The sequence below is a fragment of the Sphingomonas yabuuchiae genome (assembly GCF_001477495.1).
Taxonomy (GTDB): domain Bacteria; phylum Pseudomonadota; class Alphaproteobacteria; order Sphingomonadales; family Sphingomonadaceae; genus Sphingomonas; species Sphingomonas yabuuchiae_A.
On sequence record NZ_LDTF01000005.1, the window covers coordinates 1 to 23,252 of the forward strand.

Annotated in this window: 17 protein-coding genes, 1 tRNA gene and 1 other annotated feature; of the genes, 9 read left to right on the top strand and 9 right to left on the bottom strand. The window is 67.7% G+C overall.

Annotation, left to right across the window (positions count from 1 at the left end):
• Positions 1–52 precede the first annotated feature (52 nt).
• From nirD to NS355_RS01060, 5 genes are all read right to left on the bottom strand, one after another.
• Positions 53–391, bottom strand: a complete 339-nt coding sequence (nirD, locus tag NS355_RS01040; protein ID WP_209445002.1) for a nitrite reductase small subunit NirD — start codon at positions 389–391, stop codon at positions 53–55.
• Entirely contained in the window at positions 388–2,868 is a 2,481-nt protein-coding gene (nirB, locus tag NS355_RS01045; RefSeq protein WP_058743964.1) for a nitrite reductase large subunit NirB, read from the bottom strand. The genes nirD and nirB overlap by 4 nt, the downstream gene beginning before the upstream one ends.
• Before the next feature lie 28 nt (positions 2,869–2,896).
• Positions 2,897–4,144, bottom strand: a complete 1,248-nt coding sequence (locus NS355_RS01050) for a nitrate/nitrite transporter (protein WP_058743965.1) — start codon at positions 4,142–4,144, stop codon at positions 2,897–2,899.
• Between the two features lie 278 nt (positions 4,145–4,422).
• Complete coding sequence (locus tag NS355_RS01055; RefSeq protein WP_058743966.1) at positions 4,423–5,619, bottom strand: ABC transporter substrate-binding protein; 1,197 nt, start codon at positions 5,617–5,619, stop codon at positions 4,423–4,425.
• Positions 5,616–6,197: an ANTAR domain-containing response regulator gene (locus NS355_RS01060; protein ID WP_058743967.1), complete on the bottom strand. Its 582-nt coding sequence runs from the start codon at positions 6,195–6,197 to the stop codon at positions 5,616–5,618. The genes NS355_RS01055 and NS355_RS01060 overlap by 4 nt, the downstream gene beginning before the upstream one ends.
• 152 nt (positions 6,198–6,349) lie before the next feature.
• On the opposite strand from NS355_RS01060, the gene NS355_RS01065 reads away from it, so the two are divergent.
• Both NS355_RS01065 and NS355_RS01070 read left to right on the top strand, forming a co-directional pair.
• Positions 6,350–8,443, top strand: coding sequence for a TonB-dependent receptor (locus NS355_RS01065; protein ID WP_058743968.1), 2,094 nt, complete (start codon positions 6,350–6,352; stop codon positions 8,441–8,443).
• A gap of 107 nt (positions 8,444–8,550) precedes the next feature.
• On the top strand, positions 8,551–9,006 hold the full coding sequence (locus tag NS355_RS01070; RefSeq protein ID WP_058743969.1) for a DUF3429 domain-containing protein: 456 nt from the start codon (positions 8,551–8,553) through the stop codon (positions 9,004–9,006).
• A gap of 4 nt (positions 9,007–9,010) precedes the next feature.
• Here the strand turns inward: NS355_RS01070 and NS355_RS19365 are convergent, their stop codons facing one another.
• A complete protein-coding gene (locus NS355_RS19365; protein WP_275934702.1) occupies positions 9,011–9,142 on the bottom strand; it encodes a hypothetical protein in 132 nt (43 codons plus the stop codon).
• Between the two features lie 85 nt (positions 9,143–9,227).
• Between NS355_RS19365 and NS355_RS01075 the strand changes: the two genes are divergently transcribed.
• The 6 genes from NS355_RS01075 to NS355_RS01100 all read left to right on the top strand — a co-directional run bounded on the left by NS355_RS01075 (position 9,228) and on the right by NS355_RS01100 (position 16,800).
• A tRNA-Thr gene (locus NS355_RS01075) sits at positions 9,228–9,302 on the top strand.
• Positions 9,303–9,401: 99 nt separating this feature from the next.
• On the top strand, positions 9,402–10,694 hold the full coding sequence (locus NS355_RS01080; protein ID WP_058743970.1) for a dicarboxylate/amino acid:cation symporter: 1,293 nt from the start codon (positions 9,402–9,404) through the stop codon (positions 10,692–10,694).
• A gap of 70 nt (positions 10,695–10,764) precedes the next feature.
• Positions 10,765–12,870, top strand: coding sequence for a transglycosylase domain-containing protein (locus tag NS355_RS01085; RefSeq protein ID WP_058743971.1), 2,106 nt, complete (start codon positions 10,765–10,767; stop codon positions 12,868–12,870).
• Positions 12,871–13,215: 345 nt separating this feature from the next.
• Positions 13,216–13,271, top strand: a sequence feature (sul1 is cis-regulatory element that is thought to sense ions involved in sulfur or methionine metabolism; They are found in Alphaproteobacteria).
• Between the two features lie 69 nt (positions 13,272–13,340).
• Complete coding sequence (locus tag NS355_RS01090; protein ID WP_058743972.1) at positions 13,341–14,822, top strand: SulP family inorganic anion transporter; 1,482 nt, start codon at positions 13,341–13,343, stop codon at positions 14,820–14,822.
• 59 nt (positions 14,823–14,881) lie between these two features.
• A complete protein-coding gene (locus NS355_RS01095; protein WP_058743973.1) occupies positions 14,882–15,883 on the top strand; it encodes a threonine aldolase family protein in 1,002 nt (333 codons plus the stop codon).
• Positions 15,880–16,800: a DMT family transporter gene (locus NS355_RS01100; RefSeq protein WP_058743974.1), complete on the top strand. Its 921-nt coding sequence runs from the start codon at positions 15,880–15,882 to the stop codon at positions 16,798–16,800. The genes NS355_RS01095 and NS355_RS01100 overlap by 4 nt, the downstream gene beginning before the upstream one ends.
• Here the strand turns inward: NS355_RS01100 and NS355_RS18045 are convergent.
• Both NS355_RS18045 and NS355_RS01110 read right to left on the bottom strand, forming a co-directional pair.
• The gene (locus NS355_RS18045; RefSeq protein WP_084787423.1) at positions 16,710–17,525 is read right to left on the bottom strand and encodes an NAD(P)-dependent oxidoreductase; all 816 of its coding nucleotides are present in this window, start codon (positions 17,523–17,525) and stop codon (positions 16,710–16,712) included. The two genes, NS355_RS01100 and NS355_RS18045, sit on opposite strands and share 91 nt — an antisense overlap.
• Before the next feature lie 179 nt (positions 17,526–17,704).
• The gene (locus NS355_RS01110) at positions 17,705–19,411 is read right to left on the bottom strand and encodes a M28 family peptidase (protein WP_058743976.1); all 1,707 of its coding nucleotides are present in this window, start codon (positions 19,409–19,411) and stop codon (positions 17,705–17,707) included.
• Positions 19,412–19,549: 138 nt separating this feature from the next.
• On the opposite strand from NS355_RS01110, the gene pepN reads away from it, so the two are divergent.
• Entirely contained in the window at positions 19,550–22,153 is a 2,604-nt protein-coding gene (pepN, locus tag NS355_RS01115) for an aminopeptidase N (RefSeq protein WP_058743987.1), read from the top strand.
• Positions 22,154–22,286: 133 nt separating this feature from the next.
• On the opposite strand, the gene NS355_RS01120 is transcribed toward pepN, so the two are convergent.
• A complete protein-coding gene (locus tag NS355_RS01120) occupies positions 22,287–23,213 on the bottom strand; it encodes an alpha/beta hydrolase (protein WP_058743977.1) in 927 nt (308 codons plus the stop codon).
• Positions 23,214–23,252 lie beyond the last annotated feature (39 nt).

The following is a 23,252-nucleotide window of genomic DNA, read 5'->3' on the forward strand; positions in this document are numbered from 1 at the left end:
GCCCCACCCCCGACCCCTCCCCTGAAGGGGAGGGGGGAAAGCAGCCTCATGCTCACGCCGCCGCCTTCAGGGTGCTGGCGCGGCAGATCAACACGCGGCCGCCGCTGATCTTTACCGGTACGGTCGGCGTGCAGCCCCTGTCCTCGCCCAGCGCCTCGCCCGTCGACAGGCTGATGCGCCAATTGTGCAGCGGGCATGCCACCGCGCCGCCATGAACGATTCCCTGGCTCAGCCGCCCATGCTTGTGCGGACAGCGGTCGAGCAGCGCGAAGACCTTGTTCTCGCCGGTGCGGAAGACGGCGATGTCGTTACCGCCCTCGACCTGCACGGTACGGCTGCCGCGCACCGGGATCTCGTTGACCCAGCCGATATCGAGCCATTCGCCAATCATGCCATCTCTCCCACGGGTTGGAAGCGCGCCATCGGCGCATGGATTTCGCGTTCCTCGCCCGCGACGCGCGCAGCCCAGGGGTCATCCTGCGAGAAGCTCTGCGAATGGAAGAAGCGACGGGCGAGTTCGGCGCGCGCCTCCTCATCGGGCAACAGGCGCGACTGGATGTATGCAAGGCCCACCCGCTCGATCCACGGCGCGGTGCGCTCCAGATAGCGCGCCTCTTCGCGGTAGAGCTGGACGAAGGCGGCGCACATCTCCATCGCCTCAGCTTCCGTCGCGACCTTGCAGAGCAAGTCGGTGGCGCGGACCTTGATCCCGCCATTGCCGCCGACATGGAGTTCATAGCCCGAATCGACGCAGACCACGCCGAAGTCCTTGATCGTCGCCTCGGCACAGTTGCGCGGGCAGCCCGACACCGCGATTTTGAACTTGTGCGGCATCCATGAGCCCCAGGTCGCCCGCTCCAGTTTGACGCCCAGCCCGGTCGAATCCTGCGTGCCGAAGCGGCACCATTCGGAGCCGACACAGGTCTTCACCGTACGGAGCGACTTGCCGTACGCATGGCCGCTGACCATCCCGGCGGCGTTGAGGTCGGCCCAGACGGCGGGCAGGTCCTCCTTCTTAATGCCGAAGATGTCGAGCCGCTGGCCGCCGGTGACCTTGACCATCGGCGCGTTGAACTTCTCGACCACATCGGCGATCGCGCGCAACTCCTTGGGGGACGTGATCCCGCCCCACATGCGCGGCACGACCGAATAGGTGCCGTCCTTCTGGATGTTGGCGTGCATCCGCTCGTTGACGAAGCGGCTCTGCTGGTCGTCGACATATTCGCCGGGCAGCGCGCAGAGCAGATAATAATTGAGCGCGGGGCGGCAGGACGAACAGCCGTCCGGGGTCGACCAGTGCAGCTTCTGCATCACCTCGGGGATCGAGCGCATGTCCTGCGCGACGATCTCGCGGCGGACATCGTCATGGCCGAAGCTGGTGCATTTGCACATGGTCTTCGGCCCCGCCTCCACCTCGTCGCCTAGTGTCAGCGCGAGCAGCGTCTCGACCAGCCCGGTGCACGAGCCGCAGCTCGCCGACGCCTTGCAAGTGGCGCGGACCGCGTCCAGGCTATGCGCGCCCTTGGCGATGCACGAGACGACCTGCCCCTTGGTGACGCCGTTGCAGCCGCAAATCTCCGCCGTGTCGGAGAGCGCCGCAACGGCCGCCTTAGGGTCCGCAGAGGCGCCCCCCGAAGCAAAGGCCTGACCGAAGATCAGCGCGTCGCGAATGTCGCCGACGCTCTCGCCCTTCTTCAGCAGATCGAAATACCAGTTGCCGTCGGCGGTATCGCCGTAGAGCACCGCGCCGACGATGCGGTCGTCCCTGACCACGACACGCTTGTAGATGCCGCGGCTGGCGTCGCGCAGCACGATGTCCTCCGCGCCGTCGCCGCCGCCGAAATCGCCCGCCGAGAAGACGTCCAACCCGGCGACCTTCAGCTTGGTCGCGGTGGCGGTAGGGCGGTAGCCGGAAGGCGCGTCGGTCAGCGCATCGGCCAGGCTGCGGCACATGTCCCAGAGCGGCGCGACCAGGCCGTATACCTGTCCGTCATGCTCGACGCACTCGCCGACCGCCAGGATACGCGGGTCGGAGGTGACCATATGGTCGTCCACCTTGATCCCGCGCCCGACCTCGAGGCCCGCCGCACGGGCCAGCGCGACCGAAGGACGGATGCCGACCGCCATGACCACCAGATCAGCAGCGATCTCACGCCCGTCCTTCAGGCGGATCGCCTCGACCTTGCCATCGCCCAGGATCGCGGCGGTGTCCGCGCCAGTCAACACGGTCTGGCCGCGCGCCTCCAGCGCCTGCTTGAGCAACCAGCCCGCCGCCTCGTCCAGCTGCCGCTCCATCAGCGTCGGCATCAAATGGAGGACGGTGACGGTCATGCCGCGCAAGCTCAGGCCATGCGCGGCCTCCAGCCCCAGCAGCCCGCCGCCGATCACCACCGCGCTGCCACCCCGCTCGGCGGCGGCGAGCATGTGCTCGACATCCTTCATGTCGCGAAAGCTGATGACGCCGGGCAGGTCGTGGCCGGGCACCGGGATGATGAACGGGTCCGAACCGGTCGCGATCAGCAGCCGGTCATAGTCCAGCACCATGCCGCTCTGGGCGGTGACGGTGCGCGCTTCCCGGTCGATTGCGGTGACCGGATCGCCGCTGACCAGGGTGATGCCGTTGTCGGCATACCAGTCCAGCCCGTTGATGACGATCTCGTCGAACGTCTTCTCGCCCGCCAGCACCGGCGACAGCATGATCCGGTTGTAATTCACCAGCGGCTCGGCGCCGAAGATGGTGATGCGGTAACGGGCGGGATCGCGGGCCAGCAATTCCTCGACCGCGCGGCAACCGGCCATGCCGTTGCCGACGACGATCAGATGCTCGCGCGTATCGGCCTTGGCGGGGGTGACGACTTCGTGTTTCATCGGTTCGATCCGTCGAAGAGGAATAGCATCAGATCCGCACGCCCTCGGCCGCGCCCCAGCTGCGGCGCCAGCGGGTCTTGACCAGCATCAGGCCCGCCAGCGCGACCAGGGCCAGCGCGGCGAAGATCAGGAAGCCGCCCGAAAAGCTGCCCGTCCACTGCTTGGCGAAGCCCAGCGAGGAGGCGAGGTAGAAGCCGCCGATCCCGCCCGCCATGCCGACCAGCCCGGTCATCACGCCGATCTCGGCCGCGAAACGCTGCGGCACCAGCTGAAAGACCGAGCCGTTGCCGACGCCCAGCGCCAGCATGGACAGGACGAACAGCGCCAGCGAGGCGGCGAACCCGTCGACCATCGCCACGCCCGTCAGGGTGACCGCGGCGGCGGCGAACACGCCGAGCAGCGCCTTCACCCCGCCGATCGCATCGGCCAGCGCCCCGCCCATCGGCCGCACCAGCGACCCGGCAAAGACGCACGCGGCGGTGGCATAGCCCGCCTGCACTGGGGTCAGCCCGAAACGATCGGTGAAATAGATGGGCAGGCTGGCAGCCAGACCGACGAACCCGCCGAAGGTGACGGCGTAAAAGCCCATCAGCCACCAGGCATCGGCCTGTTTCAAGGGTGCCAGATACTCGACCAGACGGCGCGGGCTCGGCGCGCCCGGCGCGTCCTTGGCCATCACCATATAGGCAAAGAAGACCAGGGTCAGTGGCAGGCAGGCGAGCCCCAGAACCGCGTTCCAACCGAACAGCTTGGCCAGCGCGGGCGCGAAAAGTGCTGCCAGCACCGTGCCCGAATTGCCCATGCCTGCCAGGCCCATCGCCTTGCCCTGATGCTCGGGCGGATACCAGCGGCTGGCGAGCGGCAGTGCGATGGCGAAGCTCGCCCCCGCAAAGCCCAGAATGACGCCCAGCGCCAGCGTGCCCCCGAAGCTGTTCACCCCCAATACCCAGGCGGAGAAGAGACCGCCGATGACGATCAACTGGCTGATCGCGCCCGCGCGCTTCGGCCCGATGCGGTCGACCAGCAGGCCGTTGACGACGCGCAGGATCGCGCCCGCCAGAGTCGGCACCGCGACCATCACGCCCTTTTGCGCCGGCGTCAGCGCCAGGCTGGCGGAAATCTGGGGCGCGAGCGGGCCGAGCAGCACCCAGACCATGAAGGCCAGATCGAAATACAGGAATGCCGCGATCAGCGTCGGCGTATGGCCGCTGGACCAGAAGCCGCCGTCATCGCTCGCTTTCGTCGCTTTGCTGTCATCCCAGAATGCCGTCGCCATCGTGCCGCCTCCGTGGGGCCCAGGGCCCAAAACGAAAAAAGCCGCCAGGACGCGGGGCCCTTGCGGGTCGCATCCTGGCGGCTTCGTTGCCTCCAAGCGAAATAGGGGAATCAACCCCGCTTCCGCCAGCGCGCCACCCCGTCGTTGGAGCAGACCGCGCCGTTATCTCGTGTTCGACGCCATTGCCGAACGAATCGAAAATTGCCTGATTCGCCGAACGTGCGCAAGAGGCTTTCGCAAATGCAGCAAAATCATCCTCCCCGGTACGGGGAGGATCGTTACGGCAACTCCCTCAGATACCCCGGAATATCGTCGGGATCGAAGGCCCGCCCGTCGAAGAACCGGTCGCTCCCCAGCACCAGCCGTCCTTGCGTCGATCCCGCCCCGATCGGCTCGACCAGCGCGCCCTCCAGCTTGGAGCTCGCCCCCGGCAGCGGCGCGCCCGATCCGGCCAGCGCGGCGCGGTAGAGGTCGGGGCGGAACACCCCCTGCGCCGTTGCGGCGTCGACACTCGAGAAGGACAGCCCCTCCCACCGCACCATCTGCGCATAGAGCCAGCCCGCCTGGCTGCGCCATGGGAAGTTCGCCGCCTCGCGATACTGGAACATGAAATCGGGATAATGGACCGGTTCGCCACCCGGCACCACGCGGATGCGGTCGGTGATCGCGCGCAGGATCGCCCCCATCGGCGCGTCGAGATAATGGGCGCGCGACAGGATTTCGGCGCTCTGTTCGACCGTCTCGGGATCGATGAAATGTGCCGCCGCCGCGTGCAGCGCGCGGATCAGCCGCAGCACCGCGTCGCGCCGTTCCTCGGCCTGGTCGGCGCGCATCGCCAGCACTTTCTCGACGCCGCGCCGCCAAATTTGCGCCGTGGCCAGCGCGATCCGTCCCACGCCACGATCGACCGCGATCGAGTTCCACGGCTCGCCGACGCAGATACCGTCCACCTCCCCGGCCGCCAGTGCATCGGCGGCGAAGGGCGGGCTCGTCACGACGATATCGACATCCGTATCCGGCCGGATGCCGACCCCGGCCAGCCAGTAGCGCAGCATATAGTTATGGCTCGAATGGCGGTGCACCACGCCGAAGCGCAACCGCCGCCGCGCCGCCACCGCGCGCAGGGCCGCCCCCACCGCGATCGGATCGCCCAGCCCCTCGCCCAGCCCGCAGGCCTCACCCAGCGCGGTCGAGAAGGTGATCGCATTGCCGTTCAGCCCCAGGACGAAGGGCACCGCCATCGGTACCGCCGGGCGATCGCGGCCCAGCGTGGTCGCGATGGCGAGCGGCGCGACCATGTGCGCGGCGTCGGTATGTCCGTACAGCAGCCGGTCGCGCACCGCCGCCCAGGTGACATCGCGCACCATCTCGATGGCGACGCCCTGTTCCTCGGCAAAGCCCAGCTCATGCGCCAATATGGGCAGCGCGGCGTCGACCAGCGGCACGAAGCCGATACGGAAGCGGTCGGGACTCACGGCATATCTCCCATCAGCGCCTCGCTGGTTACGATCGCCTCGGCCACCTCGACGATGCGCCGGTTGGACTGCATCGCATGGCCGCGCAGCAGTGCATAAGCGGCGGGCTCGTCGATCCCGCGCCGCCGCATCAGGATCGCCTTGGCCCGGTCGATCGTCTGGCGGTCGGCCAGCGCGGTCTTCGCCTCGGCCAGTTCGGCCTGGAGCCGCGAAAAGGCCTGGAAGCGGCGGATCGCGACGTCGAGCACCGGCTTGATCCGCTGCTTGGCCAGACCGTCGACGACATAGGCGGATACCCCCGCATCGACCGCCGCCAGCGCGCTTTCGGCATCCGACTGGTCGACGAACATCGCGATCGGCCGGTCGAGTGCGCGCGACATGGCGAAGAAATCCTCCAGCAGGTCGCGGCCGGGATTCTCCAGGTTGATCAGGACCACCTCGGGCGCGCACGCCTCGATCTGGCGGACGATCGGCCCGGCGGGATCGATCAGCACCTGATCGTCCAGTCCGGCCTCGCGCAGGCCCTCGGCGATGATCGCCGCGCGCGTCGTGCTGGTGTCGATGATCGCGATCCTCACGGGCGGATGGACTAGCCGCAAAGGCGCGCGTCATCCACCCCGGACGATGAAGGGCAGCATGACGATTTTTTCAGGATAGCCCGGCCGGAGTGTTGCCTTGCGGCATCGTCGCCCTATGAGACGTTGCAACATACCACACCACTGGATCAATCATGGCCGTCTTCGACCACTCGCTTCGCCGTTCCCGTCTTGCCGCGCTGGCCCTTGCCATGACGTCCTGCGCCATGCCGCTGTGCGCCGATGCGCAGGACAGCGAAGGGCGCGAACAGGCCGAGGATCGCTCGGACATCGTGGTGCTGGGCACTCGCCACTCGGTCGATCGCACCCTGTCGTCCGATCCCGCGACCGCACGCATGTCGCAGTCCAGCCGCTCGCTGGAGCAGGACGTGTTGCAGGCGGCGGGCACCTATCGCCTGAACGACGCGCTGGAGCTGGTCAGCGGGTTCAGTCAGCAGAACAATCGCGGCGGCGTGCTCGACAATTTCGCGATTCGCGGCTTTCTCGGCACTCCCGATGGTGGCGCGGAATTCTATGTCGACGGCTTCATCGCCAATCGCGGCATGGTGCCGCCGCGCGACCCCGCCACGGTCGAACGGATCGAGGTGCTGAAAGGCCCGGCGGGCGCGATTTTCGGCGATGTCGATCCGGGCGGCCGGGTGAACATCGTCTCGAAGATGCCGCGCTTCACGTCGTCCGCGCGGCTGGTCGCGACCTATGGCTCGTTCGACACCCGCCGGGTCGAGGCGGATGCCACGGGGCCGCTCTCCGACACCTTCGCCGCGCGGATCGTCGTCGCGGCGGAGGATAGCGACGGCTGGCGCGACACGGTGTCGCTGAAGCGGCGGGTGGTCTCGCCCTCGCTGACCTGGGCGCCGAGCGACGCGTTGCGGCTGACCTATCTGGCCGAATTCATGCAGTTCGACATGCCGTTCGATCGCGGCATCCCGGCGGTCGGCGACGATGCCAATGCCCTGCCCCGCTCCAACTATTATGGCGAGCCGTCCAACGGCCTCACCCGCTTCCGCAACGAACGGCACCAGCTGACCGGCCTGGCGAAGCTGGGCGGCGGATGGACGCTGAACGGCGGCATCGTCTGGCGGACCGGCTCGCTCAAGGGTTTTTCGGCGGACCAGTCGCGCATCGTCGGCACCCAGGTCTGGCGCCAGCGCCGGTCGCGCGATTTCGTGATCGACGATCTGGCCGCGCGGCTGGAACTGGCGGGCAATGTCGGGCGGCATCAGCTGAGCGTCGGCATCAAGGGCTATCGCATGACCTATGGCGAGCGCTGGATGCGGCGCAATCCGTCGGCGGCGTCGCCCTATGCGGTCGATCTCTACGATCCGGCATCGACCTATGGCGGGACCGCCGCGTCGCTATTGCCCTTCACCAACAATGACGAGAATCGCTGGGCGGGAACCCTTTATGTCCAGGACATGTGGGCGGTGACCGACCGGCTGACCCTGGTCGGGGGGGCGCGGGTCGATCCCTATCGGCAAAAGATCGTCAACAACCGCACCGGCGGCGTCGGGCAGATCGTCGACGAGCCGGTCAAGTTCCGTGCAGGGGCCCGCTATGCAGTGGACGACCATGTCTCGGTCCATGCCAATTGGGGTCAGTCCTTCCTGCTCAACTCCGGCACCGGCCGCACCGGCGAGGGATTCCAGCCGGAGGAAGCGCGCGGCTACGAAGTCGGCGTCGCAGGTCGCTGGGCCGGGCTGGACCTGGGCATGACCTGGTTCGACATCGCCAAGAGCAACATCCTGACCACCGATCCGGTCGATCCCGGCTTCAACGCGCCGGTCGGCCGGATGAACAGCCGGGGAATCGAGGCCGACGCCTCGCTGCGTCTCGCCCGCCGGTGGCAGGTGATCGCCAACTATGCCTGGGTCCATGCCCGCAACGACGACAAGAGCTTCGCCACCACGGCGGTGCTGGGCGTGCCGACGCATTCGGGGACGGTGCTGGTCGTCCATCAACTGCCGCTGGCCGGGCGCGACTGGCAACTGAGCGGCGGTATCGCCTATGTCGGCGACCGGGCCGGTTCGCTCGACGCAAAGCCGCTTGTGCTGCCGTCCTATGTGAAGGCCAAGGCGGCGGTCGAGATGCCCGTCACCGACCAGCTGCGCTTCCGGCTTGAGGCCGACAACCTGTTCGATGCGCGCTACGCCGCGAGTTCGTACAGCCGGTTGTGGATCTATCCCGGCGCACCGAGGACGGTGCGCGCGTCGCTGCGGCTGGAAATCTGACATCCCATTCCTCCCCTTGCAGGGGAGGAATGGGCCTTGCCCCGAATGAACCAACACGCGCCCCCTGCGTAGCCACCCCGCAACGCCATGTTTCCGGGAATGCCGCGATGAATCACGACCATCTGCCACGACCACCGCGGATTCTGGGCGCGGCGGGTGTGCTGCCGCCTCTGGCCTGTGTCGGGCTGGCGTTGGTCGATCCGGCATTGACCCTGCCCGCGACGATCGGCGGCGGGCTCTACGCCGCGCTCATCCTGTCCTTCCTGGGCGGCATGTGGTGGATGGAGGCGCTGCTCCGCCGCGACGGACGCGTCTGGCCCTATCTGGTCGCGGTGCTACCCAGCCTGATCGGATGGGCGTTGCTTTTGCCGCCGCTGCTGGCGGGCGGCTCGATCCGGATCGCGCTGATCCTGCTGAGTCTGGTCATCATCATCACGCCGCTGGCCGACCTTCGGGTCGGCGACGCGATGCGGGCCATCACGGGCTGGGCCAGGCTGCGCTGGGCCTTGTCGCTGGGTCTGGGCGGCCTGACCCTGGTCCTGGGGCTGATCGGCCCTCGCTGAACGGTCAGGCGGGTTCGTCGCGCGATGGCGCATCGGGCGCAGGCGCTTCGCCCTGCTCTCGCGCCTGGGCCTTTCGCCGCTTCAGATTTTCCCGGAGCGCCGCCGCCAGCCGCTCCGCCCGTTCGTCTTTTGCCATGGCTTTTCGCATAATCCGCACAAAGGTCGCTTGACAATGCCCGCCCAATCGTCTCTAGGCGCGCTTCCCGCGGTGAAACGCGAGTGCTGCCGTAGCTCAGTGGTAGAGCGCATCCTTGGTAAGGCTGAGGTCGTGAGTTCAATCCTCACCGGCAGCACCATTCTCCCCCCGCCCCGCAAGGGGCCCGAATTGGGGAGCTTTCCGCCCCCCACGCAAAACTTGATTGGGATCGTTTCGCCGGCTTGCTAGCTATGGTCGGATGAGATTCCGTTTTTCTTTCGGCGCACAGGTGTTCGTCGGCATGGCCGTGGGCCTGCTGCTTGGCCTGCTCGCCCGGTCGCAGGGGCTGGCCGGATTGGCCGAGGGCCTGCGCATCGTCGGCGAAAGCTTCGTCCAGTTGCTCAAGGTGCTGGTCGTGCCGCTGGTGTTCACCGCCATCGTCGCGTCGATCGCGGCGCTGCGCGACCTGAACAATGCCGCGCGGCTGGTCGCCGCCACCTTCATCTGGTTCGCGATCACCGCGCTGATCGCCGTCACCATCGGCCTGACGCTGGGCACCGTGCTGCAACCGGGGCTGCATGCGGGCGTCGCGCCGGGTAGCGCGGTGCGGCCCGATACGGCCGGGTCCTGGCTCGACTTCCTGCGCGGGCTGATCCCGTCCAACATCCTGGGCCTGTCCGCCTCGACCAGCGCGAGCGACGGCGGCGCGCTGAAGACCGGGCTGTCGTTCAACATCCTCCAGATCATCGTCATGGCGGTCGCGATCGGCGTCGCCGCCGTGCGGGTCGGCGACAAGGGCGAGAGCTTCCTGTCGTTCAATGCCTCGGCGCTCGCCATCTTCCGGCGTATCCTGTCCTGGGTGATCCGGCTGACCCCGCTCGGCTCGGGCGCGCTGCTGGGCAATGCGATCGTGCGCTATGGCTGGCAATCGCTGTCCGCGCTCGGCAGCTTCGCGCTGGCGGTCTATATCGGCCTCGGCCTCGTGCTGTTCGTCGTCTATCCGCTGCTGCTGCTCGCCAACGGCCTGTCGCCCAAGCGCTTCTATGCCGCCGCCTGGCCCGCCATCCAGCTGGGCTTCGTCTCGCGCTCGTCGATCGCCACCCTACCGGTGACCGAGGATGCGGTCGAGCGGCGACTGGGCGTACCGCGCGCCTATTCGGCCTTCGCCGTGCCCTTTGCCGCCACGACCAAGATGGACGGGTGCGCCGCCATCTATCCCGCCATCTCGGCCTTGTTCGTTGCGCAATATTATGGCCTGCCGCTGCATGTCGGCGATTATGTGCTGATCGTGCTGGTGTCGGTGCTGGGCTCGGCGGCGACGGCGGGGCTGACCGGGGCGGTCGTCATGCTGACGCTGACCCTGTCGACGCTGGGCCTGCCGCTGGAGGGAGCGGGGCTGTTGCTGGCGATCGACCCGATCCTCGACATGGGCCGCACCGCGATCAACGTGGCGGGGCAGGCGCTGGTGCCGACCATCGTTGCGCACCGCGCCGGCCTCATCACCGGCACGCCCCCGGCGGAGCGCTTGCCGGAAGTGCCGCAAACAGGGTAAACGCGTGCATGAGCTTGCGCGCGGTGTTCTGGTAAAGTAATACACGCGAGGCCGATCGCCGGAACCCCAGATGCGCCCCGACCCGTTCAATCCCGACCGTACACCCCTGGACCGCCCCTATGAGCCGGTCGGTCCGCATTATCCGCTCTATGATGCGGAGACCCAGAGCTGGACCTTCGGCCCCGACGAGGACGATGCGCCGCCCGAGCGGCCGCGTCGGAAGATTCGCTGGGGCCGCTGGATCGCGCGCGGTCTGGGGGCGGGCATCATCCTGCTGGTCATCGCGATCGCCTGGCTGGCCGTCACCGCGCCGCTGTCGCGCTCGCTCCAGCCGCCGACGCCGCCCTCGATCACGCTGACCGCCGATGACGGCACGCCCATTGCCCGGCGCGGCGCGATCATCGGCGCGCCCGTCGATGCCGCCAAGCTGCCCGCCCATGTCCGCGAAGCGTTCATGGCGATCGAGGACCGGCGTTTCTATTCGCACTGGGGCGTCGACCCGCGCGGCATATTGCGCGCCGCCTGGCACAATGTCGGATCGGGCGGCGTGCGCGAGGGTGGATCCACCATCACCCAGCAGCTGGCGAAGAACGCGTTCCTCGATTCCGACCGGACGGCGGGCCGCAAGATCCGCGAGGCGATGATCGCCTTCTGGCTGGAGGCGTGGCTGACCAAGGACGAGATCCTGTCGCGCTACCTGTCGAACGTCTATTTCGGCGACAATGTGTATGGCATCACGGCCGCGTCGAAGCATTATTTCGGCCGCACGCCCGACAAGCTGAACATCGGCCAGGCGGCGATGCTGGCCGGACTGGTCAAGGCGCCCTCGCGTCTGGCTCCCACCACCAACCTCAAGGGCGCGCGCGCCCGGCAGGCGGTCGTCGTCGCGGCGATGGAGGATGCGGGCTTCCTGACCAAGGCGGAGGCCGACGCCGTCCAGCCGCAGCGCGTCCTCGCCTCGCGGCCCGAGACCCTGCCCAGCGGCACCTATTTTGCCGACTGGGTGCTGCCCGAGGCGCGCGACCAGGCGGGCGAGATCAAGACCGAGGCGACCGTCCAGACGACGCTCAATCCCCGGCTCCAGCGGATCGCCGAGCGGACGGTGCGCAGCGCCGGGCTGAACCAGGCGCAGGTCGCGCTGGTCGCGATGCGCCCCGATGGCCGTGTCGTCGCGATGGTCGGCGGCAAGGATTATTCCAAGAGCCCGTTCAACCGCGCGACCCAGGCACGCCGCCAGCCGGGCTCGGCGTTCAAGCTGTTCGTCTATCTGGCCGCGCTGCGTTCGGGCATGACGCCGGATTCGACGATCGAGGACGAACCGGTCGATATCGCCGGGTGGAAGCCGCGCAACAGCGATGGCCGCTATCTGGGCAAGATCACGTTGCGCCAGGCCTTTGCGCGCTCGTCCAACGTCGCCGCCGCCCGGCTGACCCAGGCGGTCGGCGTGAAGTCGGTCATCAAGGCGGCGCGCGATCTGGGCATCACCACGCCGATCCCAAACGAAGCGACGATTGGCCTCGGCACCTCGACCGTGAGCCTGCTGGAGCTGACCGCCGCCTATGCGGCCGTCGCCAATGAAAGCTATCCGGTCGCCGCGCGCGGCCTGAACGACGTCAAGGACAAGGGCTGGTACCAGTCGCTGACCGAGCGCAAGACGGGCTTCTCTTCGGCGGTGCATGACGGGATGCTCGACCTGCTGTCCTCCTCGATCAAGACGGGCACGGGGCGGCAGGCGCTGCTGACCGTCGATGCCTATGGCAAGACGGGCACGACGCAGGATTCGCGCGATGCGCTGTTCGTCGGCTTCGCGCGTGACCTGGTGGTCGGCGTGTGGGTCGGCAATGACGACAATACGCCCAATCCCGGCCTGTCCGGCGGCGGCGTGCCCGCACGGATCTGGCGCGCCTTCATGCAGTCGGCGCTCGACATCCCGCCGGTCGCCGCCCCCGTCGTGCAGGAAGAGGTCGATCCCGACGCGCTGGCGAACGGTACGGACGAGGAGATGATCCCGACCGAAAGCGACCCGGTCGGCGAGATCATCCAGGGCCTGGGCATCGACCTGCGGACGGGCGATGACGGTTCGATCACCGTCGGCCCCGGCCGCCGCCGCCCCGACCGCGCAGGGCCACCGCCGGAGGATCGCCGTCCGCCCGACGAGCGCGACGAAGAGGAATAGCGGGGGCTTTCGGACGGGTGATGCCTTATCTATCGTCGCGACTTCGGGTGATCCTTCTTTGTTCGCGCTGAGGCGCGGAGGACGCAGAGAGATCGTCATTCCTCCCCTGCAAGGGGAGGTGGCAGGCCGCAGGCCTGACGGAGGGGTGTACCCGGTCGTTAAGTAGGACCGCGATCACGCCCGGTGACACCCCTCCACCATCCTACGGATGGTCCCCCTCCCCTTGCAGGGGAGGAATTGAGCAAATCGCCATCATGCGTCCTCCGTGCCTCTGCTCTAACCAAAAAGGCGAACCGGAAAGGCTTGCCCTTCGCCCCGCATCCCGATTAAACGCGCTGTCATTCGCAAGGACCCGGTGAAATTCCGGGTGGCTATTCCGGCCGCCGATCCGCCGGACAACAGAATGCATGGCCCTATCCCCGCTCCTGACGTCAGGACGCGCGTCGCCATGCGCGAAATTCTGGTATCTCATGACTGTTCAATCCTACCGAACCCAATGGTTCACGAGCCCGGCTGAGGCTGGCCGGGACATACTCGCCGGGCTGGTCGTCGCGCTGGCGCTGATTCCCGAGGCAATCGGCTTTTCGATCATCTCGGGCGTCGATCCGCGCGTCGGCCTCTATGCCTCGGTCGCCATCGCGATCGTCATTTCCTTTACCGGCGGGCGGCCCGCGATGATCTCCGCCGCCACCGCCGCCGTCGCGGTCGTCGTCACGCCGCTGGTCCGCGAGCATGGCGTCGATTACCTGTTTGCCGCGACCATCCTGATGGGTGTGATCCAGATCGCCGCGGGGCTGCTGCGCCTCGATCTGGTGATGCAGTTCGTGTCGCGCTCGGTCATCACGGGCTTCGTCAACGCGCTCGCCATCCTGATCTTCATGGCGCAGCTGCCGCAGCTGACCGGCGTGACCTGGCACAGCTATGCGATGGTCGCCGCCGGTCTCGCCATCATCTATCTGCTGCCGCGCATGACCAGAGCGGTGCCCTCGCCGCTGGTCGCGATCCTGGTGCTGGCGGGGATCAGCATCGCCATGGGCCTGCCGGTGCGCACGGTCGGCGATATGGGTCGCCTGCCCGAGGGGCTGCCCAGCCTGACGCTGCCCAACGTGCCGCTGACCTTCGAGACCCTGCGCATCATCCTGCCCTATTCGCTGACCATGGCGGCGGTCGGCCTGCTGGAGTCGCTGCTGACCGCGCAGATCGTCGACGACATGACCGACACCGACAGCGACAAGCGGCGCGAGTGCATGGGACAGGGCGGCGCCAACATCGCCGCCGCGCTGGTCGGAGGCATGGGCGGTTGCGCGATGATCGGCCAGTCGGTCATCAACGTCACCTCGGGCGGGCGCAAGCGGCTGTCGACGCTGACCGCCGGGGTCGTGCTGCTGATCCTGCTCGCCGGGCTTGGCCCCTTTGTCGGTCGAATCCCGATGCCCGCACTGGTCGCCGTCATGGTGATGGTGTCGATCGGGACGTTCAGCTGGAACTCGATTCCGAACCTGCGCCGCCATCCGCCGACCTCCTCGGTGGTCATGCTGGCCACGGTCGCGGTGGTCGTCCTCACCCATGACCTGGCGAAGGGCGTGGGCGTCGGCGTGCTGCTGTCGGGAATCTTCTTCGCGGGCAAGGTCCGCCGCCTGTTCGCGGTCGAGCGGATCGAGAATGCGGGCACGGTGCGCTACCGGGTCACGGGGCAGATCTTTTTCGCCTCGGTCGACCGCTTCACCCGCGCTTTCCAGACAGAGCCGGGCCGCGACGTCGTGATCGACGTGTCGGCGGCGCACTTCTGGGATATTTCGGGCGTGGGTGCGCTCGACAAGATCGTCGCGCGACTGCGGCGCGACGGGGCCGGAGTCGCGGTGATCGGCTATAATCAGGCGAGCGCCGACCTGGTCGACCGCTTCGCGCTGCATGACAAGACGGGCGTCGAACTGGGCCTCGCGCCCCACTGACGTGCCATATGGGGGAGCGGTGTTGACCTGTTCCCCCGCCTCCCCCAAACGCCTGAGCCATGCGCTTTTTCTCGGACAATGCCGCCCGTATCCACCCCAAGGTGATGGAGGCCATCGCCGCCGCCGACCAGATGGACACCGCCTATGATGGCGACCGCTGGTCGAAGGCGCTGGACGGGCGGCTGTCCGAGCTGTTCGGCACCCAGGTGGACGTGCTGTGGGTGCCCACCGGCACCGCCGCCAACTGCCTGGCGCTGGCCGCGCTCTGCCCGCCCTATGGCGGCGTGGTCTGCCACCGCGACTCGCATATCCAGAATGATGAGGGCGGCGCGCCGGAATTCTTCACCCACGGCGCCAAGCTGATGCTCGCCGATGGCGAGGGGGCCAAGCTGACTCCCGACACGATCCGCATCCTGATCGACGCCATCGCCAACGACGTCCACCGGGTGCAGCCGCACGCCGTCTCGATCACCAACGCCACCGAATATGGCCGGGTCTACAACCCCGACGAGGTCGCGGCGATCGGCGCGCTGGCGAAGGAGCGGGGCCTGGGCTTCCACATGGACGGCGCGCGCTTCGCCAATGCGGTCGCCCGGCTGGGCTGCACGCCCGCCGCGCTGACCTGGCAGTCGGGCGTGGACGCGCTGTCCTTCGGCTTCGTCAAGAACGGCGCGATGAGTGCCGAGGCTTTGGTCTTCTTCAAGCCGGGCCTGGCCGACGCCACCCGCCGCCGCCGCAAGCGTGCCGGGCTGCTGATGTCCAAGGGACGCTATCTCGCTGCGCAGGTGCTGGCGATGGTCGAGGACGACCTGTGGATCGCCAACGGCGCGCTCGCCAATGCCTGTGCCGAGCGGCTGGCGGGCGCGGCAGGTGACCGGCTGGTCTATCCGGTCGAAGCGAACGAGGTCTTTCTGCGCGCCACGCCCGAGGAGGCTGCCCGCTTGCGCGCACAGGGTTTCGATTTCTACGACTGGGCGGAGGGGGAAATCCGCCTCGTCACCGCCTGGGACACCGATGCGCATCATGTCGCGCGCCTTGCCGATGCGATCGCCGCCTTATGAGCGAGTTCGACACCGGCCCACGCTCGACCCGCGCCGCCGTCCTCATCCCCTTTGCCATCGTCACGCTGATCTGGGGATCGACCTGGCTGGTGATCCGCGACCAGATCTCGGTCGTCCCCGCCACCTGGTCGGTCAGCTATCGATTCCTGGTCGGCGGGCTCGCCATGGGGGCCTTCGCGCTGGCCCGGCGCGAGAGTTTCCGGCTGGGCACCACCGGCTTTCTGTTCGCCGCCGGGATCGGGCTGTTCCAGTTCGTCCTGAACTTCAACTTCGTCTACCGGGCAGAGGCGTTCATCACCTCCGGGCTGGTCGCGGTCGTCTTTGCGATGCTGCTGATCCCCAATGCGGGTTTTGCGCGTCTCTTCCTGGGCCAGCGCATGGGGCGGCAGCTGCTGGTCGGCTCCGCCATCGCGATGGCGGGGGCGGCGCTGCTGTTCGTGCACGAGGCGCGGGTCGATCCTGCCGGGCCGGCCCGCGCGCTGACCGGCATCGCGCTGACCATCGTGGCCATCCTGTCCGCCTCCACGGCGAACGTCATGCAGGCGACCAACACCGCCAAGCGCTTCCCGATGCACGCGACCCTCAGCGTCGCGATGCTGATCGGCTCGGCGCTGGACGCGATCATCGCCTATACGCTGAACGGCCCGCCGGTGTTCGAGATGCGCACCGGCTATGTGCTGGGCATCCTCTATCTCGGCCTGTTCGCCTCGGCCTTGGCCTTTCCGCTCTATTACCGGGTTCTGCGGGCGATCGGCCCGGCGAAGGCGGCCTATTCCAGCGTCATCGTGCCGGTCATCGCGATGAGCCTGTCGACGGTGTTCGAGGGTTATCGCTGGTCGCTGCTGGCGGGCGCGGGCGCGGCGGTGACGGCGGCCGGGCTGGTCATCGCGCTCAAGGCGCGCAGGCCCAACCGGTAATCGGGATAAAGCGGGCGCCAGTTCAGCACCCGCTTGGCCTTGCCGTTCGCGACACGGCGATTCTCGGCATAGAAACCCCGCGCCGCCGCCGACAGGCTCTCCAGCGGCACGAGCGGCGGCGGGGCGAGCCCCGCCACTTCGGCGGCATAGGCGACGACCGCATCCTGGTCGCACGGGAAATCGTCGGCGAGGTTATAGGCCCCCGCCGGGCCATCGAACCCGGCAATCACGCCCGATACGATATCGGCGATATGCACCCGGCTGAACACCTGTCCGGGCAGCCCGACGCGGTGCGCACGCCCCGCCCGCACCCGGTCGATCGGCGAGCGGCCGGGGCCATAGATGCCGGGCAGACGAAACACCCGCGCGCCGAGCGCCTGCCAATCGGCATCCGCCGCCGCCCGCGCCGCGCGCCGCCCCGAACCGATGGGGGCGGTCTCGTCCACCCATGCGCCGCCGGTATCGCCATAGACGCCGGTCGAGGAGAGATAGCCGATCCACGCGTCCGACCTTGCGAGGTGCATGCCGTAAGCGACCAGTACCGGATCGGCGTCACCCTCGGGGGGCACGGAGGACAGGATATGCGTGGCGACGGCGATCTGCGCCTCCACGCGCGTCCGGTCGTCGAAGCGGATCGTGCCGCCCCGCCCGTCACGGGTCGTCCCCGCCACGGACCAGCCGCGCCCCTCCAGCAGAGCAGCGAGATGACCGGCGGCATAGCCCATGCCGAAAACGAACAACCGGCTCACGCCTTACACCCGGTTTTCGCGGCCATCACCATTTACCCCAACCTCCGTTCGCACTGAGCGAAGTCGAAGTGCACATACCAGCGTTTCCGCGTGGCCCTCGACTTCGCTCAGGCTGAACGGGGTTTGGGGGATTTGGTGCCAAACCCAAGGCCTGTTCACTTCGCCGCCATCGGCCCCTTGTAGAGCGTGCCGAAATAGTCCCCCCTGTTCCATACCGGCCGCTCGGGCGCGTCGGCGATCTCGCGGGCGATGGCATAGTTCACGCTGACGAAGCGCGGCCCCTGGCTCCAGTCGATACCCTGGTCGATCTCGTCGCCCACGCGGTGATAGCGGTGGCTCATGAAATCCTCGACCGCCGCCTTGCCCGGTCCCTTCTGACCCGGCCACAGGAAGACCGAGGGGATGCCCTTCTGCACGAAGCGGAAATGGTCGGAGCGGACGAAGATGCCTTCCTCCGGCATCGGATCGGGCGAGACGGGCAGGTCCATCGCCCCCACCGCCTTGCGCACGATCGGCCCCAGCGTCGAGCGATCCGCGCCGAACACCACCATATCCTCGAACTTGTAGGTCAGGATCGGCATGTCGAGATTGACGTCGGCGACGATCGACTTGAGCGGCACGGTCGGGTGGTTGGCGAAATAGTCGGAGCCGACCAGCCCCTTTTCCTCCGCCGTCACCGCCAGGAACATGACGGTCCGCTTGGGCGGGGTGGCGGCCTTGAAGCGCTTGGCCTCCTCGATCAGGCTGGCGATGCCGATGGCGTTGTCGAGCGCGCCATTGTTGATCCGGTCGCCCTCGCCACCCTCATTGACGCCGATATGGTCGAGATGCGCGGACAGGACGACGACCTCGTCCTTCAGCTTCGGGTCGCTGCCGGGGATCAGGCCGATGACGTTGCTGCTGTCCATCGGCTTGAAGCTGGTCTTGGACGCGACGGTCAGCTGCCCCTTGGCGGTCAGCGGCCTATAGGCGGGTTTCGGCGCAGCGGCGGCCTTCATCACCGCCTCCCACCCCTTGCCGAACAGCTTGGCCGCGCCCGTCTGTGACAGGGTGCCCAGCACCGGCGTGGTGGGCGTCATCGCATGGGCGGTGCCGTCCGGGTTCGCCCAGGTGACGCGCGGCGCATCGTAATAGCGGGCGAGCGAGGCGAAGGGCCGCTGCCGCCCACCGGCGCGCGGCATGTCGATCTGGATCGCGCCGACCGCGCCCTTAGCCGCCGCCAGCGAGGCCTTGTTCGCCGCCGATCCGAAAAAGGCGCGCTCCTCGCCGCCCAGCCCATCGGGCGTGCCGGGAACGAAGGCGACGATCTTGCCGCGCACATCGACGCCCTTGTAATCGGTCAGGCCATATTGTGCGGCATCGATGCCGTAACCGACAAAGACGACCGGCGCCGACAGGCTGGTTTCCCTGGCATTGGGCACGGGCGACGGCACGAAGTCCTCGCCGAACACCAGTTCCTGCGCCTGGCCGCCCGCCGGGGTCCACAAGGCGCTGCCCTTGTCGGCGACCTTGTACGCGACCAGCGGCACCTTCTGGAGATAGCCGCCTTGATCGCCGCCCGGCCGCAGCCCCGCCGCATAGAATTGCGCGGCGACATATTGCGCGGCGATGTCATAGTCGCGGGTCCCCGCCTCGCGCCCGGCCATCGCGTCCGACGCCAGGAACATCACATGCGCCTTCATCGCGGCCTGGTCCTCGGGCAGGGATGCGGTGATGACGGCATTGCGCTCGGCCGGGGTGCGCGGTGCCTTCGCCTCGACCGGGGCGGTGCTAGTGGCTTGATAAGGCAGGTGATCGTGATCATGCGCGATCGCGGCGGTGGACAGGAGAAGCAGCGGCAGGAGAGCCGTCATACGCGACATGCAGGACCTTTCGGGGAATGGTGTGGCACAGGCGTATCACGCCATCCGGGCCGATCAACCCCGCCCATGACGCGCCGTTCCGGTTTTTCCTGGCCATCTTAGGTGGTCGCGCGGAGCACGCGCGGCTATATTCCCGTCATGGACATCCAGCGCAGCGCCGCCCAGCCCAGCATCACCCCCGCCGCCATCCGGCGCGAGGATTACAGCCCCCCCGCCTGGGAGGTGCCGCAGATCGTCCTGGACTTCGCGCTGGACGCCGCCGACACCCGCGTCCGTGCCGCGCTGACCGTCACGCGCAGCGGCCCGCATGACGAACCCCTGCGGCTGGACGGTGCAGGCCAGACGCCGCTGTCGGTCAAGGTCGATGGCGTGGCCGTCAACGACTGGCGGATCGAGGGCGAGCAGCTGGTCGTGCCGCTGACCGGCGATACCCATGTCGTCGAGACCGAGGTGTCGATCGCGCCCGAAAGCAACACGCAGCTGATGGGCCTTTATGCCTCGGGCGGGAACCTGTGCACCCAGTGCGAGGCGGAGGGGTTTCGCCGCATCACCTGGTTCCCCGACCGGCCCGACGTGCTGAGCGTCTATCACGTGCGGATGACGGCGGACCGGCTGCGTTACCCGGTGCTGCTGGCCAATGGCGATCCGGTGGCCAGCGGCGAGAATGACGACGGCACGCATTGGGCCGAGTGGCACGACCCCTTCCCCAAGCCCTCCTATCTGTTCGCGCTGGTCGCGGGCGATCTGGCGGTCAACGCCTCCACCTTCACGACCATGAGCGGACGCGAGGTGCAACTGGGCATCTGGGTCCGCGCCGCCGATATCGCCAAGACCGACCATGCGCTCCACGCGCTGAAGCTGTCCATGGCATGGGACGAGCGGGTCTATGGCCGCGAATATGACCTGGACGTGTTCAACATCGTCGCGGTCGACGATTTCAACTTCGGCGCGATGGAGAATAAGGGGCTGAACATCTTCAACAGCCGCTACATCCTGGCCGATCCCGACACCGCGACCGATTACGATTATGACGCGATCGCCGCCGTCGTCGCGCATGAGTATTTCCACAACTGGTCGGGCAACCGGATCACCTGCCGCGACTGGTTCCAGCTTTCCCTGAAGGAAGGCTTTACCGTCTATCGCGACCAGTGTTTCTCCGCCGATCAGGGCTCGGCCGCGGTCAAGCGGATCGAGGATGTACGCGGCCTGCGCGCCAGCCAGTTCCCCGAGGATTCCGGACCACTCGCCCATCCCGTGCGCCCGGAAAGCTATATCGAAATCAGCAATTTCTACACGGCGACCATCTATAACAAGGGCGCCGAGCTGATCCGCATGATGGCGACCATGCTGGGCCCGGTGACGTTCCGCGCCGCCACCGACCTGTATTTCGACCGCTTCGACGGCACGGCCGCCACCTGCGAGGATTTCGTGTCCTGCATGGAGGAAGCGGGCGGTGTCGACCTGTCGCAATTCCGCCTCTGGTACAGCCAGGCAGGCACGCCGCGCGTCTCGGCGGGCCTCAGCCATCAGCCCGGCGGCGGTCGGGCCGAGCTTCGCCTCGCCCAGCATGTCCCCGCCACGCCGGGGCAGACGACCAAGCAGCCGATGCTCCTCCCGCTCAAGGTCCGGCTGTTCGGGGCCGAGACCGGCCACCCGCTGACCGACGAGACGCTGGTCCTGCTCGATCAGGTGGCCGAGACGATCGTGTTCGAGGCCATCACCGAGCGCCCCGTCCTGTCGATCAATCGCGGCTTTTCCGCCCCCATCGTGGTCGAGAGCGACCGAACGGCCGAGGACCTGGCCTTCCTGTCGGCGCATGACGACGATCCCTTCGCCCGGTACGAGGCGATGCAGCAGCTGATGCTCGACACGCTGGTCGCGGGCACGATCCATGGCGAGATGAAGGGCGCGGCGGTGATCGACGCCGTCACCCGCACGCTGGAGGCCGAGGGACTGGAAACCGCATTCCTCGCCGAGGCGGTGCTGCTGCCGTCGGAGAATTTCGTCGGCGACCAGCTCGCCACGGTCGACCCGGACGCGATCCATGTCGCGCGCGAGGCGCTGCGCACGCAACTGGGCCAGGCGCTGCTGCCGACCTGGCGGCGGCTCTATGCTGAGCTGGCGCAAGGGCCTTACGTCTATTCGCCCGAGGCCAAGGGGCGGCGACGGCTGCGCAACGTCGCACTCGGCTATATCGCGGCCAGCGGTGCGGACGACGCCGCCGCGCTGGCCTTCGCGCAGTTCGAGGCGGCCGACAACATGACCGACCGGCAGGCCGCGTTGACCACGCTGGTCAATTCCGACGCGCCCGAACGTGAAGAGGCGCTGGCGCGTTTCCATGCGCGCTATGCCGGTAACGGGCTGGTCCTCGACAAATGGTTCCAGACCCAGGCGCTGTCGTCGCGCGGCGACACCGGCGCGGTGGTCGAGCGGCTGGTCCGGCATTCCGACTTCACGCTGGCCAATCCCAATCGGGCGCGGGCGGTGCTGGGGGCATTCGGGGTGAACCAGCGCGCATTCAACGCCGCCGACGGTTCGGGCTATCGCTTCCTGTCCGAGCAGTTGATCGCGCTCGACCGGCTCAATCCGCAGACGGCGGCCAAGCTGCTGCCGCCGCTCGGCCGCTGGCGGCGGTTCGACGCCAAGCGCTCGGCCCTGATGCGCGCCGAGCTGGTGCGGATCGTCGAAACGCCGGGCCTGTCGAAGGATCTGTTCGAGCAGGCGTCGAAGAGCCTGGATTGAGAAAACTCCTCCCCTGAAAGGGGAGGGGGACCATGCGCAGCATGGTGGAGGGGGGATCGCCACCAGGGACGTCCCATGTGGAAAACCCCCTCCACCGCCCTGCGGGCGGTCCCCCTCCCCGTGCCGGGGAGGATTATTTGGCCTTCAAAAACCCTTCCATCACGATCCAGCGATAGAACGCATCGAACCACCCCGTGCTGGTCGTCTTCTTCGGATACATGCCGAAGCCGTGGCCGCCCTGACCGTAAAGGTGGAACTCGACCGGCTTCTTCGCGGCCATCCACTGGTCGATCAGGCCGAAGCCTTTGCCCGCGAACAGCGGATCGTCGGCGGCGATCGCGGCGAACATCGGTGGCGCGTCGGCGGGCACCGTCATCGGCTGGAGCGGGCCATAGATGTCACCGATAAAGGCGGGCTTGGCCTGTCCGTCGAGCACGGTCGCGACGGTCAGCATCGCGCCCGCCGAAAAGCCGACCATACCCACGCGATTGGGATCGACCTTCCACTCACCCGCCCGCTGACGGACCAGCGCGAAGGCGGCACGCGAGTCGGCGATCTGCGGCGCGAGGCCCTTCAACGCCTCTTCCGGGTTCGGGCGCGCGGCGGGGCGGGCGACGCTGGAGAACATCGCCGCCATCGACTTTTCGAACTCGCCCATATCGGCGGGCGTCTGGTTGAGGCGATATTTCAGGACGAAGGCGGCGATACCGCGATCGGCCAGCGCCTTGGCCACGTCCCAGCCTTCATTCTGCATCGACAGGGTGCGGAAGCCACCGCCCGGCGCGACGATCACGGCGGCACCGGTGGCCTTGGCGGGATCGGGCAGGAAGGGGGTGAGCGTTGCCTCGGTCACGTTGCGTGCGAAGACGCTGTTATACTGGCTGTGCCAGCTTTCCTTGTTCTTTGCACCCGGCAGCGGCCCGGTGTTCAACGGAATGGCGGTTGGCTGTGCGGGTATGGCGATCGGGGCCATCTTGTCGGCCTGCGCCATGGCGGGTGCCGCCACCGAGAGCGTTAGCAAAGCGGCCAGCGCATGGCCGGCCCAGCGTTTGGACTTCATATCCCCTCCTGTCCTCCGTGGGTTATATCCCTACGGTCG